The 15,741-nt window shown below is 41.6% G+C and carries 15 protein-coding genes and 2 tRNA genes; 2 read left to right on the top strand and 15 right to left on the bottom strand.

Annotation, left to right across the window (positions count from 1 at the left end):
- Positions 1-15: 15 nt before the first annotated feature.
- The 14 genes from AC503W_RS00435 to spoIIE all read right to left on the bottom strand — a co-directional run bounded on the left by AC503W_RS00435 (position 16) and on the right by spoIIE (position 14,498).
- Positions 16-228 carry a helix-turn-helix domain-containing protein gene (locus tag AC503W_RS00435; RefSeq protein WP_402875955.1) on the bottom strand — a complete coding sequence of 71 codons (213 nt, stop codon included), beginning with the start codon at positions 226-228 and terminating at the stop codon, positions 16-18.
- Positions 180-707: a 2-amino-4-hydroxy-6-hydroxymethyldihydropteridine diphosphokinase gene (gene folK, locus AC503W_RS00430; RefSeq protein WP_402959614.1), complete on the bottom strand. Its 528-nt coding sequence runs from the start codon at positions 705-707 to the stop codon at positions 180-182. Before folK ends, AC503W_RS00435 begins: the two co-directional genes overlap by 49 nt.
- Position 708: 1 nt before the next feature.
- Entirely contained in the window at positions 709-1,068 is a 360-nt protein-coding gene (gene folB, locus AC503W_RS00425) for a dihydroneopterin aldolase (RefSeq protein WP_402959612.1), read from the bottom strand.
- Entirely contained in the window at positions 1,061-1,906 is an 846-nt protein-coding gene (gene folP / locus AC503W_RS00420; RefSeq protein ID WP_402875949.1) for a dihydropteroate synthase, read from the bottom strand. The genes folB and folP overlap by 8 nt, the downstream gene beginning before the upstream one ends.
- Before the next feature lie 158 nt (positions 1,907-2,064).
- Positions 2,065-2,991: a cysteine synthase A gene (cysK, locus tag AC503W_RS00415; RefSeq protein ID WP_402875947.1), complete on the bottom strand. Its 927-nt coding sequence runs from the start codon at positions 2,989-2,991 to the stop codon at positions 2,065-2,067.
- Between the two features lie 126 nt (positions 2,992-3,117).
- Positions 3,118-4,014 (bottom strand): peptidyl-prolyl cis-trans isomerase, encoded by an 897-nt coding sequence (locus tag AC503W_RS00410; RefSeq protein ID WP_402875944.1) that lies wholly within the window; start codon positions 4,012-4,014, stop codon positions 3,118-3,120.
- Positions 4,015-4,036: 22 nt separating this feature from the next.
- Positions 4,037-4,918, bottom strand: a complete 882-nt coding sequence (hslO, locus tag AC503W_RS00405; RefSeq protein WP_402875940.1) for an Hsp33 family molecular chaperone HslO — start codon at positions 4,916-4,918, stop codon at positions 4,037-4,039.
- A gap of 31 nt (positions 4,919-4,949) precedes the next feature.
- Complete coding sequence (locus tag AC503W_RS00400; RefSeq protein ID WP_402875963.1) at positions 4,950-5,729, bottom strand: type III pantothenate kinase; 780 nt, start codon at positions 5,727-5,729, stop codon at positions 4,950-4,952.
- 184 nt (positions 5,730-5,913) lie between these two features.
- The gene (gene ftsH, locus AC503W_RS00395) at positions 5,914-7,971 is read right to left on the bottom strand and encodes an ATP-dependent zinc metalloprotease FtsH (protein WP_402875938.1); all 2,058 of its coding nucleotides are present in this window, start codon (positions 7,969-7,971) and stop codon (positions 5,914-5,916) included.
- Between the two features lie 117 nt (positions 7,972-8,088).
- Positions 8,089-8,628, bottom strand: a complete 540-nt coding sequence (hpt, locus tag AC503W_RS00390; protein WP_402875962.1) for a hypoxanthine phosphoribosyltransferase — start codon at positions 8,626-8,628, stop codon at positions 8,089-8,091.
- Positions 8,629-8,659: 31 nt separating this feature from the next.
- Positions 8,660-10,054, bottom strand: a complete 1,395-nt coding sequence (gene tilS, locus AC503W_RS00385) for a tRNA lysidine(34) synthetase TilS (RefSeq protein ID WP_427689071.1) — start codon at positions 10,052-10,054, stop codon at positions 8,660-8,662.
- 93 nt (positions 10,055-10,147) lie between these two features.
- Positions 10,148-11,116 carry a serine/threonine protein kinase PrkT gene (gene prkT, locus AC503W_RS00380; protein ID WP_427689069.1) on the bottom strand — a complete coding sequence of 323 codons (969 nt, stop codon included), beginning with the start codon at positions 11,114-11,116 and terminating at the stop codon, positions 10,148-10,150.
- Positions 11,082-11,819 carry a VWA domain-containing protein gene (locus AC503W_RS00375; RefSeq protein WP_402875934.1) on the bottom strand — a complete coding sequence of 246 codons (738 nt, stop codon included), beginning with the start codon at positions 11,817-11,819 and terminating at the stop codon, positions 11,082-11,084. The genes prkT and AC503W_RS00375 overlap by 35 nt, the downstream gene beginning before the upstream one ends.
- Before the next feature lie 204 nt (positions 11,820-12,023).
- A complete protein-coding gene (gene spoIIE / locus AC503W_RS00370) occupies positions 12,024-14,498 on the bottom strand; it encodes a stage II sporulation protein E (RefSeq protein WP_402875932.1) in 2,475 nt (824 codons plus the stop codon).
- 327 nt (positions 14,499-14,825) lie between these two features.
- Between spoIIE and AC503W_RS00365 the strand changes: the two genes are divergently transcribed.
- Both AC503W_RS00365 and AC503W_RS00360 read left to right on the top strand, forming a co-directional pair.
- Positions 14,826-14,899, top strand: a tRNA-Met gene (locus AC503W_RS00365).
- Positions 14,900-14,915: 16 nt separating this feature from the next.
- Positions 14,916-14,987: transfer RNA gene (locus AC503W_RS00360), tRNA-Glu, on the top strand.
- A 224-nt stretch (positions 14,988-15,211) separates the two neighbouring features.
- Here the strand turns inward: AC503W_RS00360 and AC503W_RS00355 are convergent.
- Complete coding sequence (locus AC503W_RS00355) at positions 15,212-15,670, bottom strand: S1 domain-containing RNA-binding protein (RefSeq protein ID WP_402875930.1); 459 nt, start codon at positions 15,668-15,670, stop codon at positions 15,212-15,214.
- Positions 15,671-15,741 lie beyond the last annotated feature (71 nt).

Genomic DNA, 15,741 nt, shown 5'->3' with positions numbered 1-15,741 from the left:
CCCTATACCACTCTTTCATTTATCCTCAAGTGGTTGCAGATCCTCAATTGAAACTTTAAGAACATCCACCACTTCTAGTAAAAATTCCTCTGTGGGATTTCGGTTCCCTCTTTCAACTTCACCCAACAAAGAAACAGAAACACCCATCTCTTTTGCGAACTCCTCTTGGGTAAAACCTTTTAACTTTCGAAAAGCGCGAATACGCCTTCCCCATTTTTCAGCTTCCATAATCGAACTCCTTCTTTATCCGGAATCTTTTCAAGCAGGTCGCTCAAGGATGTATTCATTTTCGGAAGAATTATATCTGATTCCAATTCCATTAAAGGAATAATCACAAATGCTCTTTCATGCATCCGAGGATGAGGGATTGAAAGAATCTCCGTCTCAACATTTTCATGATTATATAACAAAATGTCAAGGTCTAACGTACGAGGACCCCATCTAACATTCCTTTTTCTTCCTAATTCTTGTTCAACTTGCATGCATGCTCGCAATAAGTCCTCTGGTGTTAAATCGGTTTCCACCTTAATGACAGCATTCAAAAAACAATCCTGGTCAGTATATCCGACAGGGTCCGTTTCATATAATGATGAACAAGAGACAAGTTTAATATGTGGATCTTCACTCAATAATTGGAAAGCCCTTTGAAATGTATCGAAGCTCTCCCCCATGTTCGAACCAATTGATAGATACGATATATTTTTCATTTTAGCGTCCCCTTACAATCTCTATGGCAACCGATTCATAGTGTCCTGCTATAGGAGGGTCTGGTTTATATATCTTCACTGTACACACCATGATCTTCGGAAACTTGGTGAGTAACTCCGATGCAATCCTTTCTGCAACAGCTTCCACCAGCTTGTACGGTTCCCCTTCAACGATACCTTTACAGACTTCATATAATTCACCATAATTAATGGAGTCTTCGAGATTATCGCTCATGCCCGCATTGGCCAAATTCGCTTCTACAGTCAGATCCACCCTAAATCGCTGGCCAAGCTTTGTTTCTTCCGGAAATACACCATGGTATCCGTAGAATTCCATCTTATTCACAAATATCTTATCCATTAAACTCACCTTTTCCTATAAGAGCATCCATCATTTTAGCTGTACGTCCCATTTCCTTTACATCATGCACCCGGACCATTTGGCAGCCCTGAAGAATCCCATGACATATCGTTGCTGCCGTCCCTTCCAAACGTTCATGTGCCGGTAGATTAAGAACTTGTCCGATCATGGATTTTTTCGATGTAGCGAGCAGTACTGGATACCCTAATGATACCAGCTTATCAAGATTCCTCATCATTTCCAAATTCAGTGTCAAATCTTTTGCAAACCCGATACCTGGATCTAGAATGATATTCTCATCCAAGACTCCCTCTTTCTTCACAATCCTAATGCTTTCGAATAGATCTTGCAAAGAATCACGGATAAATTGTTGGTACTCCATATTGTCTCGGTTGTGCATTAAAATAATCGGAACTTGGTACATAGCCGCTACCTTTGCCATATGTGTATCTGCTTTTGCTCCCCAAATATCGTTCAGGATGTGCGCTCCTGCTTTCAATGCCGCTTCTGCAACTTTGGACTTGTACGTATCAACGGAGATAGGAATTTCAAAAGTACGGGAAATCGCTTCAATGATAGGTACGACACGTTCTATCTCTTCCTCATCCGTTATCCGTTCATAATTAGGCCGGGTCGACTCACCACCGATGTCCAAGATATCCGCACCATCTTCAACCATCTGCTCAGCATGTCTTAATGCAGCATCTACCCGATTATATTTTCCTCCATCGGAAAATGAATCAGGCGTAACATTTAAAATCCCCATAATTAAAGTCTTTTTGCCGTAATCCAATTCTAATGAACCGCATTTGATCTTCGATGTACTAGCTAATGACATAGGACGTTCTCCTTCATTAAAAAATCTACGTATATATATGAGTTTACCTATATACCCAGGCAAAGCGCAAGCACCTTAAAATCCAGAACCTCATTACTACACAAAAAAGAGAAGCAAAGCACCCTAGAGGTGCTTTGCTTCTCGGTTAACTTTTACTCTTATTCAAAGTTATACAAAGGTGTACTTAGGTAACGCTCACCATTACTTGGAATGATTACAAGGACTTTCTTGCCTTTTCCTAGTTTCTCAGCAACTTTAACAGCGGCAGCGATAGCCCCACCGGATGAAATACCACCTAGGATACCTTCTTCTTTTGCAGCACGACGGGCGTATTCAAAAGATTCATCCGTGTTTACTTGAATAACTTCATCATAAAGATCTGTGTTTAAAATGCTAGGAACGAATCCTGCACCGATCCCTTGAATTTTATGTGGGCCAGGGTTTCCTCCTGACAATACAGGTGAATCGGCAGGCTCTACAGCGTAGATCTTAATATCAGGATATTTTTCACGAAGTACTTCACCTGCACCAGTAATCGTACCACCCGTTCCAATTCCTGCGATAAATGCATCCAGGCCATCTTCACCAAACGCTTCAATGATTTCTGGACCGGTAGTATTACGGTGAACTTCAGGGTTCGCTTTATTTTCGAATTGTTGTGGAATGAAGTATCCGTGTTCTTTAGATAACTCAGTCGCTTTAGCAATGGCACCCTTCATTCCTTCAGGTCCAGGCGTTAGAACTAAATCAGCTCCATAAGCACGAAGCAAGTTGCGACGTTCCAAGCTCATCGTTTCAGGCATTACAAGGATTGATTTATACCCTTTTGCTGCAGCTACCATCGCAAGGCCAATCCCAGTGTTACCACTTGTAGGCTCAATGATCGTATCGCCTTGTTTAAGATCTCCACTTTTTTCTGCGGCTTCGATCATAGCAAGAGCGATTCTGTCTTTAACGCTGCTCCCTGGGTTAAAATATTCAAGTTTCAAATAAATATCTGCACTATTTTCGTTTTGAAGCTTGTTTAATTTTACTATAGGCGTTTGCCCGATTAATTCCGTTACTGAATTAACTATACGTGCCATGTTCTCCACTCCTTTTATTAATACCGAGTATGTTTATTGGTTTTATTAATTTAAAGTTACCAGTTTCACTAGTTCGTTGTCAATGTTTATCTGCAATTTTCTAAATTTTCTTTTATATCCTTTTACCTACTTTTGATCTTCTGATCCATATACCCAATCTACATCAAACTCATCCCAGAAAATCTTACCGGATACCGGCGCCTGGATTTGTTCCAAGGCTTTTTGGCGGCGTATTTGCTCTTTTACTTCCTTATACGAGTATTGCCTACCGTCAATTTTCTCATGTAAATAGAGAACAGCCCATCCTTCATCCGTCTCAACCGGTTGGCTCCAATTTCCCACCTTTAACTTTTCGGCAGCGGAAATATATGCTTTCGAGATTTGTTCATTATCCTGCGATATATACCCCATGTCTCCCCCTTGATTTGCTGTGAATTCATCAAGAGATTTCTCCATGGCTAACACAGGAAATGAAACGCCTTTATTCAGTTCTTTTATTATTTGCTCTGCTTGAGCCTTAGTCGATGTAGTTATTTGAGAAATATGATAGGTAGTGGGTATTCGATAGATGTCCTTATTATTCTCATAATAGTCCTCCATGGTCGCTTCGGAAACTGTGACATCCTTTGTAAGCAGCTTCTCGAGCAGGAGATTCGATTGAATTTCCTGCTTCCATTGGGCTTTGCTTTTACTTAGATTCTGACCAGCAGTTCCATACATCGTTTTCATCATCTTCAGTTCCCGATCCACTTCATCTTCGGATATGGTCACTTTGTATTTTTTCGCTGCTTGTCCCACTACTTCTTTATCAACCATTTCCTCAAGCACGTCTTTACCATATCGTTTTTCAAGTTCATTGATCCATGCTTCCCGGGAAATATCTTTAGAGCCAATCTTCGCTGCCGTTTCCTCTCCTAAAGTGATTTTGGAAGCGATGAATGGCCAGATGACAAAGATTAGGATTGTCAATAGGTTCAACAAGGCAAGACCAGCAATGATTGCCCTAAGCTTTTGTTTAGACAAAACCCTTTTCTCCCGTCTTTTTTTATTTTTGTGTTTCCTTTTCTAGTTCTTCAAGGTCCTCTTTGGAAAATTGGTATGTCTCATTACAGAAATGGCATTGGGCCTCTGCCTGTCCTTCCGTCTCGATGATATCCCTGATTTCCTCTTGCCCGAGGCTTATTAAGGCATTAGAAATCCTTTCCCTTGAACATGGGCATGAGAATTCTACATCTATTTTTTCTAGAACCTGTACATTTCCTTCCCCTAATAGTTCTGTTAGGATTTCTTCCGGAGTTAAACCATTTTGAATCATTTTAGAAACAGGAACGATGGTGCTTAGACGTTGTTCGATTTTCGTAATCGTTTCGTCAGAAGTACCGGGCATTAGTTGGATGATGAAACCACCCGCGGCTAGAATCGAGTTATCAGGATTCACTAATACGCCCACTCCCACCGAGGAAGGTACCTGCTCTGATGTTGCAAAATAATACGTGAAGTCTTCACCTAATTCTCCCGAAACTAGAGGAACCTGCCCAGAAAAATTATCACGTAAACCAATGTCTTTCACGACGGTTAATAACCCCTCGGTTCCAACCGCTCTTCTGACATCCAATTTTCCTTGTTCATTTAAATCAAAGTGAGTTTGTGGGTTCGTTACATATCCACGCACTTCCCCCTTTGCATTACTATCAACAAGAATGGAGCCTATAGGTCCTCCGCCCTCGATTTTAATCGTAAGCTTTTCTTCACCTTTCAACATGGCACCCATCATTACTCCGGCAGTCATAGCGCGCCCAAGTGCAGCCGATGCTGTCGGCCAGGTATAATGCCTCCGTTGCGCTTCCCCTACAGTTTCTGTTGTGGAGACCGCATACGCTCGCACTTGACCTTCATATCCTAACGCCTTTATTAAATAATCTTTCATTTATATGTCCTCCCATGCTGTTTTTTTAGGTTTACTTCTTTACTTGCTCTCGGTTCCTTTTGTAAATTAGCTGTAGGCCTTTTAATGTTAAGAAGGGCTCCACAACATCGATAACTGTGGATTCATTGGCAATCAACGTGGCCAATCCACCAGTGGCAATGACTGTCGGCTCTAAATTACTTTGTGCTTTCATGCGGTTTACGATTCCTTCGACTTGGCCTACATACCCGTATAAAATACCTGACTGCATGGCCGAAACCGTATTTTTACCTATTATTCCGTCTGGACGGCTAATTTCAATTCTCGGTAGCTTGGATGCTTTCGAGTAAAGCGCTTCTGTAGAAATTCCGATCCCTGGGGCGATTGCTCCCCCCATGTACTGCTTTTCCTCATTTATATAACAATATGTCGTTGCGGTTCCAAAATCGACGATGATGAGAGGGCTTCCAAATTCCTGTATGCCTGCTACAGCATTCACAATTCTGTCCGCTCCCACTTCGCGAGGGTTTTCATACTTTATATTCAATCCCGTTTTAATACCAGGTCCAACGATAAGTGGTTTGATTCCAAAGTATTTTTTGCACATGCGTTCAAGCGCAAACATTATAGGCGGTACAACCGATGATATAATGATGCCGTCAAATTGGTCGAATGAGAGACCTTCATGTTGCAGTAAAGACTTTATGACCATTCCATACTCATCTTCTGTTTTATTGCGGCTTGTTTCAATTCGCCAATGATATTTCAGTATTTCTTCATCGTATACGCCTAATACAGTATTCGTATTCCCAACATCTAGTACAAAAATCATTGTTTTCACCACTCCGCTAAATTATTCTCCCACATCATACCATACTGTTATTTTCGATGCTATTAGTCGCGCTTCTCAAAAGGTAAAAATATGCCAGCTGAAAATTTTGTAGGCTTTCTCATATTTATAGTGTAAAGAAAAGGGTATTTCCGAGGAGGAAATACCCTTTTGATTTCAAGTCAACTTACAACTTTTTATTGTCATCTTCTTTTGGGAAAGAAAGTGGCTTATCTTGAGGTGTACCTTCTTCAATCGGAGGTGTATTCAATCCTTCCTCCGTTATCTCAAGGTCCTCAGGTTCTCTTTTATCCAATGGATCTAAAAGAGCCTCTTTTTCCTTTTTCGTATTGATGTTAACTTTTACGTTTTCATCAGTAGTCAAATTCCCATTAAGAGCTGTATAATCCCGTTCTGGTAATTTACCATCTTGGAAAAGCCCTTTGATTTGTTCTGCATCCAGCGTTTCCACTTCTAGCAGGGTCTTGGCAACCAAATCAAGTTTTTCACGATTTTCAGTAAGGATTTTCTTACATCTTTCGTAAGCTTCTCTAATGATGCGTTGTATTTCCAAATCAATCTCATAAGCGATTGCATCGGAATAGTTTTGGTCATTATTGAAGTCGCGGCCCAAGAACACCTGTCCTTGTGAATTTCCAAACTGAAGAGGTCCAAGTTTACTCATTCCATATTCCATAACCATACTACGGGCAATGCCTGTCGCACGTTGGAAGTCATTATGAGCACCCGTACTCACTTCACCAAAAGTAACTTCTTCGGCTACCCTACCACCTAAAAGACCAACGATCTTATCTTTTAGTTCAGGCTCGGTCATGAAGAAACGGTCTTCTTTCGGAAGCATGACGGCATATCCACCAGCTTGACCACGAGGGACAATCGTAACTTTATGAACCACTTCTGCATCATCGAGGACCAGACCGATAATTGTATGACCCGCTTCATGCCAGGCAACAATATTCCGTTCTTTTTTCGATATCACGCGATTTTTCTTTGCAGGACCTGCAATTACCCGATCCGACGCTTCATCCAAATCGGACATATCGATTTTTTTCTTATCTTGACGGGCTGCAACAAGAGCCGCCTCATTCAGTAAGTTTTCAAGATCGGCACCCGAGAATCCAGGTGTACGTTGAGCGATTGCTTTTAAATCCACGCTTTCTGCCAAAGGCTTGTTACGAGCATGAACTTTCAATACTTCTTCACGGCCTTTTACATCTGGGCGCCCAACTGTAATTTGACGGTCGAAGCGGCCAGGTCGTAGCAATGCTGGATCCAATACATCTGCACGGTTTGTTGCGGCGATGATGATAATGCCTTCATTTCCACCGAAACCGTCCATTTCAACAAGCAATTGGTTCAACGTTTGTTCACGTTCATCATGACCGCCGCCAAGGCCTGCGCCCCTTTGACGACCTACTGCATCGATTTCATCAATGAAGATGATACATGGTGCGTTTTTCTTTGCATTTTCAAATAAGTCACGAACACGAGATGCACCGACACCAACGAACATTTCTACGAAATCAGATCCACTGATTGAGAAGAAAGGCGTGCCTGCTTCACCAGCTACCGCTCGTGCAAGTAAGGTTTTACCTGTACCTGGAGGACCCACCAATAGGACCCCTTTAGGAATACGGGCACCAAGCTCAGCAAATTTGCGAGGGTCTTTTAAGAATTCCACGACCTCTACAAGCTCTTGCTTTTCTTCGTCTGCCCCGGCAACATCATTGAAACGAACTTTCTTCTTATCATCGTTATACAGCTTCGCCTTACTTTTCCCGAAGTTCATCACTCGGCCGCCACCGCCGCCTTGTGCTTGGTTAAGTAAAAAGAAGAATAGTATGAAAATGATTACAAATGGAATGATCGAAGTAAAGAATGTAACCCAGCCACTTGTTTGTTTTGGAGGTAAAACATCAACAACTTCAGTACCTTGTTTTTCTACAGCTTCGCCAATGCGACTCTGTGCATACTCACTAAATGGAACGTATGCAACAAAATACTTGTTTTCATCATATTCCTTCAGCTTCCCTGTAATTTCAAAAACACTGCCTTCGGGTTGCATCGTTAATGACTTGACGTCCCCACTCTCCAAATGCTTATAGAATTGATCTTGGGTCAATTTTTCCTGAGGTTCATTGTTATTGTTAAAGATGCTCACAATCCCAATGATGACTAAAAATATCAGTAAATAAAATATGGTATTACGGAAGATCCGATTCATCCCTTACCTCCTCCCACGGGTAAACAAACTATAGTAAATATTATCATACAAAATTAATGAATTACAATAATTTAACACCGCTGTTTTTATCTGGCCATCTCTTTTAACTGAATACTATTATTTCGTGTAAATCTCAGGTTTCAATATGCCGATGTATGGGAGATTACGATATCTTTCCGCATAATCCAGGCCATATCCTACAACAAATGCATCAGGGACGATAAATCCAACGTAATCCGGAGTAATGTCAGCCTTCCTGCCTGTTGGTTTGTCTAACAATGTAACAATTTTAATGGATTTTGCTTTGCGGTAGCGGAAGAGCTCTGCAAGATAGCTTAGAGTTAAACCACTGTCGATGATATCCTCAATGATTAGTACGTCACGGCCTTCTACTGATGTATCAAGGTCTTTGATGATTTTCACTTCACCAGATGATACAGTGGAGTTTCCATAGCTCGAAACATCCATGAAGTCCATTTCAAGGTGTGTATCAACACGTTTCAATAAATCTGACATAAATGGCATAGCGCCTTTTAAAACACCGATAGCCAGTGGGAACTTATCTTTGTAATCAGCCTCAAGCTGTGCTCCCACTTCTCTGATTTTCTGTTGAAGTTCTTCCTCAGATATTAACACTTTTTCAATGTCATTTTGCATGGTCATTGTAATTAATTGCCCCCCAAGAAGATTAAGCTTTATTATATTCTAAGTAGATTAAAGATGATTCATCAGAAACCTGGTCCGCCTCAACATCCGATTTCTTTAAACCGGGAAGCCAAATGACCATCCCTGCTTGATCGATGATAATCGGCCATGCATTTCTTTCTAGCATCGGGACTTTCTCATTGATAAAAATCCCCTTCAACTTTTTCGTTCCACCCAATCCCTTAACATCCATTCTATCGCCTTCCTGCCTTGTGCGGGCAATCAATGGGAGTCGAACAGCCGATTCAGGGAGGATAAAAGAATCATTTCCTTTACTATAGGGAATTTCATCTTTTATATAGTGTGCTTTAATTTTATATCCATTCGGAAGAATAGTCTCACCGGGAATTTGTACTATAATAGAATATTCTTGGCTTTCTTGGCGAAAAAAACTAAAGATGCATGTTTGATAGGATTTTTCTACAATAAGGCCTTCCGGGAGATGCAGTTCTGCTGAAGGTTGAGGATTTAAAAACAAAGCTAAAAGTTGATCGATATGTAATGCCGAAAGCGATGAAGGTCTCTTCAAATAAAGATAGTTTAATATTAGTTGAATAGATCTTCTTTGTAAAGGTTTAGGCATCGCAAGTACCTTATCTATCCGAATTACAGAATGTTTCCTATCCTGTTGAAGCCATATCTCGGACATTTCTTTCCTGACCAGATCCTGTAAGAACTTCTCATCTTCCATTACCTCTTCACTAAAGCGCTGGAAGTGTTCATGAACAAGCCTATTTTCTTTCTTTAGGAACGGAAGGACTTCGTGCCTGAAACGATTTCTCAGGTAATCATTCTTTTCATTACTTGGGTCGTATCTAGGCTCAAGATGATGAATGGTTACGTATTCGATGATTTCATCCTTGGTAACTTCCAGAAAAGGCCTGATTAGCTGACCGCCATGGAAAGGTCTTTTCAGGGAGATTCCTGCTCTCGCTTGACCTGTCGCCCCTCGGGTCAAACGCATGAGAATCGTTTCGACTTGATCATCGCCATGGTGTCCCAAAACGAGCGTATCTGCCTGATGTTTATCCATCATTTCTTCAAAAAAAGCAAAACGCAGCATTCTTGATGACAATTGAGAACTCTGACCGGTTTTTTCAATATATGCTGGCACGTCAATCCTTTTGCCTTCAAAAACAATATCCCACTGTTCGCACATTTGTTTGACATACTGATAATCGGCAAGGGATTGGTCGCCCCGAAACATATGGTCAACACTCGCAACAATGAGCTCATAATGAAAAATAGGTTGGGCTTCCTTAAGGAAATGTAAAAGTGCCAATGAGTCAGGCCCTCCAGATACACCTACGAGCAATTTCGAACCTTCCTGAATCAAGTGGTTCCTATGAATGGTCTTTAGAACTTTTTCCTTTAACATGGGATCTTCCTTCTTTATGTACAGGTATTAGTTTCTACGTTTAAAAAGTGTAATGGGTTTCAAAGATTCCACCTCTACACTTTATTAACTATATCATAACAACTGTTCATATATGTAAAGAACATAGATTATCGAGATGACGGCCACCACTAAAAAAGTCTCTACAAATCCCCCCTTCTTTTTCTTTGGCTGCCTCTGGCTTCTTCTTGCTTGTCTCGTAGTACCTTGACTCGACGTCTTTTTCTTTGAATGCTTCTGGTCACTAAGTAAGACAACTAGGTCCTCACGCATCCGTAAGGCGGAGTCATACTTCCCGAGAAGCGCTTTATCCAGCATCTTTCTATATGGTTGCAATTCCTTTTTCTGTTTAATCACGTCTGTTAGTTGACTATACCCTTCCCCTTTTTTCTGAAAACGCGCTGGATAGGCCGAATTGATGATAATCATGGCAACAGCGAACAAATCATATTGTAGGTCAGCCTTTCTTGATCCCAACCCCCAGTATCCCCTATCGAAGAATTCGGTGAATTCCTTCACCGATCTCCCAATCAAGGTCGTTCCGCCGACATCTACACATCGCACTTTATAGTCCTGGGAAGTCACGATCAAATTCTCTGGCTTTAGATCGCCAAAGACCCACCCATTTGCATGCAAGGCAGATAAACTAGTCAATAATTGAAGGGCCAAGACCCCAATCCACGAGAACCCTTTCTTCTCAATGAAATACAAGAAATCATGACCGTGAATATACTCCATTACATAAAACGGGAGTTGCTTTCCTTTGGTCATAAAATCATCCGCTTCCAAAAATGAAGGTCCAAGGGTAGACCCCTGGACCTTGGAAAAGGATTTTAGAATATTCATCTCTGAAATGATCGATGTCCCATTATCACTGAGCTTCAGAGCATAATGACGGTTTTTGCTCTCTACTAGATAAACAAATCCGTTAGCACCGCAGCCCAACTCCTTGATAATTGTGTAATGGTTCTTATTCCACTTTCCAGTAATGATACTTCCAGGGGGGAGCTTACATAGATTCCTCAAAGTATTGTTCATCATCATTCGATAACAATCCCCTCAACGAACGTTTTTTATTGAAATAAGAAAGTGCTTCCCGTATTGCTGGTCCTGTTGGTGTGAGCCCTCCCGTACTAAGCTTGGAGAATATTTTCGTCAACGCTTCCAAGTTCGGCGTCCAATCAAGCAGTTTTTCCACATCATTCCTTTTCCCGGGAAATGCAAAGACGGAAAACCGGCTATCACCCATTCTTGCATTCATACTGAGGGAAAGGTCTAACAAGGAATCCTTCACGGTCGGAAGCTTATGTTTCATACTCGCACTTGTATCGACAAGGATTAGCACCTCAAGCTCGCTCGTTTCTCCTAGCTCGTCGACCACCTCCATCACTTCTCCTCTTTTATCTGGCGGGAGATCTTCCATCGTTCTAGAGTCACCTAATATTTGTTGAAGTTCACGATTAATAACTCCTTGTATAGTTTGCGTCATGGCTTTTTGAGTCACCATTTGAACGGTTTGTGATAATTGTTGAGCATAAACGATTTGGCTGACACCGCCCCCGGCACCCGCAATTTTCTCGATCTCTTTCAGACCCTTTTCATCTATTACATCGTTTTCCAATACTCCTATGACATTGATGGTGACGCCCTGCTCCCTTGCTAGTGCAGCTACTGAAGCAGGCTCCTCACCGTGATTCGAGCAGCCGTCCGTTATAAGCAAAACCTGTCTTAATGTACCTGCTTTCATGTTTGGCTCTCCCTTCCTTTCAATCTGTTACCATACTTGACTAAAAGGGAGGAATTTATACAATAAAATACATAGGCAACCAGTCAACATTCTATGACTGGTTGCCTATGTAAATCTTAGTTCCTGCGAACTTGTTATATCGGGTGAAAAGGTACCAACTTGGCACATTGATTCCTCCTTATGGTTTTTATAGGCACTCCTCCTCTATTGGGCTTTTTTTCGTTTGGCCGAAACGGGAATCGATGCCCATTTCGGTGTATTATGCTTGATTTTCGAAGTGACCACTGTCATGTCGTCATCTATGACTCCTTTTGTCCGTATGACTTCTTCTAGGATTAGATCAGATATTTCCTGTGGGTCGTCCGTTTCCATTTCCTTGATTTTCCGTTTAAGCCAAAACTCAATGTTTTCCACATGAGATGGGCCATCGAACACTCCATCACTCATCATGATCAATATATCGCCATCCCTCAGTTCCTCGGATACGACATCTACATCAACTTCTTGAATAATGCCCATTGGCAGGTTACTGGATTCTATTTTAATGATTTTATCCCCCCTCTTAATAAAGCTTGGTATGGAACAGATTTTTAAAAATCTAGCCTTTGCATCTTGAAGGTCAATCATTACTAGGTCAAGAGTAGAAAATATTTCATCAGTCGTTCGCAGAGATAATACGGAGTTTACAGATTTTATGGCTATCTTTTCTTCTATTCCGGATTGTAAAAATTTCTGAAGTAACTTCAATGTTTCCGTGCTTTCATAATGAGCCCTCTCCCCATTGCCCATCCCGTCGCTTATGGCAATCGCATATTTCCCGGCGCCAATTTCCATTGTCGTATAACTATCCCCTGATACAAGCCCTCCTCCCTTTGCAGCATGTGCTACACCCGTTTCAACCGTGAATTTTTTTGCCGACCTGAATATCACCTCACATTGCCCTTGTGGATACTTGGCACATTCCTCAGAATGAACAACAATCGTTTCCCCTAAAATATCGGAAAGCATAGGAGCAATCAATTTCTCGCATTCCCCCCTTCCTTGACAGTAAGGGACGCTCATTTCTATATCGACACCTCCCTGTTCAAGGCTGTAAATCTCCACATACCCAATATTTAGACCAAAATCCTGAATGGCCTCCATTATAGATTCCTCATGTAGATGATGATTTTTCCTTTCCCTTTGAATTTCCTTGGCGAAGTCCTCCATTACGGCTGATACACCCCGTAACTGATCAGCTACTAGTCTCCTACTCTCTTTCACCTGCCTTTTCAGTTTTTGATTGGCTTCGTAATAATTAAGTTCCTGGGCTATCGCCCCTACGACCTGCGGACCTCTCGTACAGTACTTATCCCACTCCTTTGACGTTTTTTGGGGAAGCTGTCCATCATTTTCACTCAATTGAATCATAATTTCCTGCATTCCATCATAGGTTGTATTAAAGTTCTTGGCCCAGCATTGATCCTTCTTAAAACAGATCTGACAGGTCTTTTCAGTAACATTGCTTAAAAAGTAATCAAACTCTTTTTCATCCTCCTCCACTCTTCCTCTTTCATCGACTTGTGAGAAACTATTGGAAAGCGCCTCGAATACATGTGAGAACTGTTCTACCCTTTGGGCGGTCACGTCCCTCACTTTCCGGGCATACTGCTGCTGTTCATCTGAATTTTCAGCGGTTCCGGGTATATGCTTGGCAATTTTATTTATGATGGATGACGGTGTTAATACGAATAATAAGACGGCAATAAGCGATTCATATAATGTGACCATAATATTGTTGGTTCCTTCTCCGTACAGGCCTATTAATAGCGTTGCAATTAATAGGCCTGCGGCAACGCCGACCTTTCTTCCCTCCTTCAGTAATCCCCCAAGCAAGCCCGAAAAGGCAAGGAGGCTCATTTGATAGAGACTCGCGATGCTTGCCAGGCTAAATATTAAACCGGTGACGACGCCGACAGTGGAGCCTATGGCGGCCCCTCCTGCCAGCCCGAATAGGAGGACCAGATATCGTGAAAATATATGGTCGAGAGATAAATCATAAATCATCCAGCCTATTGTCCCGGTCATCACTGATGCAAGCAGGATGATTATACTGACGATTTCCTCCGTCCTTAATGATTGCGATTTTTTACGTATGGATAGCAGCGGGATGGACTGTATGAATATTAGGGTAAGAATCATTGCGAGTCCCGCCTCCACCCCGATCATCATCATGTCGTATAGCTGAATCGTTCGGAAGACCAGATATTGCTGGGCCAGGTTGACCAGGAAGAGTGAAGCGAACACATACATCGACATCGTCTTGAACTGTCCTTCAACTCCCGGTCTCTTAATCTTATTAAAAAGAAGGAGCAGGAACGCGGATGCAAAGATCACTAAACTATTGGAGTAATGAATGGTCAGCCCCCCTGCAATTAAACCGAATAGTGCAAGTGGCGCTCGATCACGACGCATGAGAAACACAGCAGCGAAAAACGGAAGGGCAAATGGTGATAATTGTGAAAGAATCAAGGCTCGTCCTAATAAAAAACCGATAATGGCTAATGAAATTCCCTTCTTTATAAATATGTCATCCGTTTTTGCCTGAAGCGTCTGAATCCAATTGATCGCACCATCCTTCGCTTCCTTTAACTGAACATCTCCAAGCGGTTCCATCATAGGTCTTTCGATTTTCTCCATTTCAACACCCCATTCGTATTATTGATTTTTATTATATAGAGGACATCTCTATTTTTTTGTCAGAATTTTATAAGTCGTACTAAAAAACGTTCGACGAAATTCTTCTTGAACGTTCATTTGTATACAGGTTTTTAAACGCTTTTCTTAAATAGAGGAACAGGCGTTCTTTTATTTCTGAAGAAAAGCAAAGTTTTTAGGTTATTTTTGTGGAAAATGCCCTGAATATTTAAGTTAAATTTGGAAAGTGACATTTTTTCTTTTTTCTGTTGACAATCCTCTAGCACGACTGTAAGATATAACTTGTGCTTCAGTAGCACTTATCATTATGGCGGCGTAGCTCAGCTGGCTAGAGCGTACGGTTCATACCCGTGAGGTCGGGGGTTCGATCCCCTCTGCCGCTATCTTTTTACTAATTCTGGCCCGTTGGTCAAGCGGTTAAGACACCGCCCTTTCACGGCGGTAACACGGGTTCGATTCCCGTACGGGTCATCCCATAAAAAAAAGCGCCTCGGTTCCCTCTTCATTAGGAGAGTAAACCGAGGCGCTTTTTAGTTGGCATAAGTCTTTTTGCCATAGCTAAGATCAGTTTTTTGAACCTATCACTATATTAAAAGAAGGCAAGCCTAGTAGGCTTGCCTTTATCCATGATCTATATTTGTATTCATACTATGAATTATTAACAGAAAAGTTGCTAATCCATTTCAGCAGCAAGTTTATCCGCGTCTTCCTCCGCGCCCTCCACGCTTTGTTTCGGTGCTTCGCTTGAGTGTCGTTAAGCGGTCTTCGCTATCTTTTAAGAATTTAGCCATTTTTTGCTCAAAGTTTTCCTTAGGTTGAAAACCATTCCCTTTAGAACGAGAGTCTTTCGAACGATTATCATTCCCTCTTCCCTGGCGCGGACGTGGTGTATACGCAGGTTTTCTCTCTCCTTCAGGTCGGTCTATTGCTTTTTTTATGGATAAGCCAATTTTACCGTCCTTTTCCACATTGATGACTTTCACTTCAACTATGTCCCCAACCTTCAAATGGTCATTAATATCTTTGACATAATTATCCGCTACTTCACTGATATGGACAAGACCCGTAGAACCCTCGGCTAACTCTACAAATGCACCAAAATTAGTAATGCCCGTTACTTTTCCTTGTAACTTGCTGCCTACTTCGATTGACATAAAAAAAATGTTCCTCCTTAGAAATGTTAAAAAATCTCTTCACTTATATTATAGCTAAAGTAAAAAAATAG

The organism is Peribacillus suis, assembly GCF_059384845.1.
Note: the sequence above shows the minus strand (reverse complement) of the source record. Positions and strands in the feature narration are given on the sequence as shown.

What these genes read in the sequence shown, in the direction of transcription:
- cysK (WP_402875947.1), bottom strand. Translation starts at nt 2,991, where the DNA reads ATGGCACGTATAGTTAATTCAGTAACGGAATTAATCGGGCAAACGCCT.
- folP (WP_402875949.1), bottom strand. Translation starts at nt 1,906, where the DNA reads ATGTCATTAGCTAGTACATCGAAGATCAAATGCGGTTCATTAGAATTG.
- folK (WP_402959614.1), bottom strand. Translation starts at nt 707, where the DNA reads ATGAAAAATATATCGTATCTATCAATTGGTTCGAACATGGGGGAGAGC.
- AC503W_RS00435 (WP_402875955.1), bottom strand. Translation starts at nt 228, where the DNA reads ATGGAAGCTGAAAAATGGGGAAGGCGTATTCGCGCTTTTCGAAAGTTA.
- spoIIE (WP_402875932.1), bottom strand. Translation starts at nt 14,498, where the DNA reads ATGGAGAAAATCGAAAGACCTATGATGGAACCGCTTGGAGATGTTCAG.
- tilS (WP_427689071.1), bottom strand. Translation starts at nt 10,054, where the DNA reads ATGTTAAAGGAAAAAGTTCTAAAGACCATTCATAGGAACCACTTGATT.
- folB (WP_402959612.1), bottom strand. Translation starts at nt 1,068, where the DNA reads ATGGATAAGATATTTGTGAATAAGATGGAATTCTACGGATACCATGGT.
- AC503W_RS00400 (WP_402875963.1), bottom strand. Translation starts at nt 5,729, where the DNA reads ATGATTTTTGTACTAGATGTTGGGAATACGAATACTGTATTAGGCGTA.
- ftsH (WP_402875938.1), bottom strand. Translation starts at nt 7,971, where the DNA reads ATGAATCGGATCTTCCGTAATACCATATTTTATTTACTGATATTTTTA.
- hslO (WP_402875940.1), bottom strand. Translation starts at nt 4,918, where the DNA reads ATGAAAGATTATTTAATAAAGGCGTTAGGATATGAAGGTCAAGTGCGA.
- prkT (WP_427689069.1), bottom strand. Translation starts at nt 11,116, where the DNA reads ATGATGATGAACAATACTTTGAGGAATCTATGTAAGCTCCCCCCTGGA.
- AC503W_RS00375 (WP_402875934.1), bottom strand. Translation starts at nt 11,819, where the DNA reads ATGAAAGCAGGTACATTAAGACAGGTTTTGCTTATAACGGACGGCTGC.
- AC503W_RS00355 (WP_402875930.1), bottom strand. Translation starts at nt 15,670, where the DNA reads ATGTCAATCGAAGTAGGCAGCAAGTTACAAGGAAAAGTAACGGGCATT.
- hpt (WP_402875962.1), bottom strand. Translation starts at nt 8,628, where the DNA reads ATGCAAAATGACATTGAAAAAGTGTTAATATCTGAGGAAGAACTTCAA.